Annotated in this window: 2 protein-coding genes; both read right to left on the reverse strand. The window is 66.8% G+C overall.

Annotation, left to right across the window (positions count from 1 at the left end):
• Positions 1–404: family 43 glycosylhydrolase (locus tag Q9G87_RS60290; RefSeq protein WP_305925684.1), on the reverse strand; the 404-nt coding region annotated here is incomplete at its 3' end.
• The coding region (locus tag Q9G87_RS60295; protein WP_305925685.1) for a carbohydrate ABC transporter permease at positions 401–1,167 on the reverse strand (767 nt) is incomplete at its 5' end. The genes Q9G87_RS60290 and Q9G87_RS60295, both read right to left, overlap by 4 nt.

Consider the following 1,167-nt stretch of genomic DNA (forward strand, 5'->3'; position numbering starts at 1 on the left):
GCCTGCCCGTCGTCGTCCCACAACGGGCACGGGTCGATCAGCCCGAGCCCGGGCTTGACCACGTGCGGCTCGCTCCACGGGCCGCGCGGGTCCTCGGCGCTGACCTGGCAGATGCCCACGTCCGGGTCGCCGTAGAAGATCCAGAACCGGCCGTCGTGGTGCCGCAGCGACGGCGCCCACACCCCGCAGCCGGGCCGCACGTCGTCGTAGCCGCTGGTCACCGCGTGCCCGATGATCGTCCAGTTGACCAGGTCACGGGAGTGCAGGATCGGCAGCCCCGGCACCTTGGTGAAGGTCGAGACCGTCAGGTAGAAGTCCTCCCCCACCCGGATCACGTCGGGGTCGGACCAGTCGGCGTTCAGCACCGGGTTGCGGTAGGCGCCCGTCATCTCTTCACTGGTCATCCCTTCACCGCCCCGGCCGACAGCCCCTGGACGAGGTAACGCTGGATGAAGGCGAAGACGATCACGACGGGCAACGCGGCGACGACGCCGCCGGCGGCCAGAGCGCCGAAGTCGACGCTGTTCTCGCCGAGGTTGTAGGCCAAGCCCACAGGCACGGTGAATTTCTCCTGGTCGTTGATGAACATGAGGGCGAAAAGGAAGTTGTTCCAGCTGTGGATGAAGGCGAACGAACCCACCGCCACCAGCGCCGGGCGCAGCAGCGGCAGCACGACGGCGAGGAAACCCCGCAGCCGCGAGCAGCCGTCCACCCAGGCCGCCTGCTCGAGCTCGTACGGGATGTTCCTGATGAAGCCGCTGATGAGGATCAGCGAGAGCGGCAGCTGGAAGACCGTCTCCGCGATGACCAGACTCCACAGCGAGTTGGTCAGCGACAGCGTGCGGAAGATCTCGAACAGCGGGATGATCATCAGGGCGCCCGGGATGAACTGCGTGCAGAGCATCCCCACCATGAACGCGGCCTTGCCGCGGAAGTTGTAGCGGGCCAGGGCGTACCCGCCGGCCAGGGCGACGACCGTGGTGGCGACCAGCGAGGCGAGGCCGACGAGCAGGCTGTTCTGGAAGAAGATGGCGAACCCCATCCCATTCCAGACCGTGTCGAAGTGCTCGAACGTGATCGGCCACGGCAGGATCGACGTGGATCCCCTCGGCCGGAACGCGAAGACCAGCATCCAGTAGAAGGGCACCAGCGTGAACAGCAGGTACA

It is taken from the genome of Nonomuraea turcica, assembly GCF_030718205.1.
In the GTDB taxonomy this organism is placed as follows: domain Bacteria; phylum Actinomycetota; class Actinomycetes; order Streptosporangiales; family Streptosporangiaceae; genus Nonomuraea.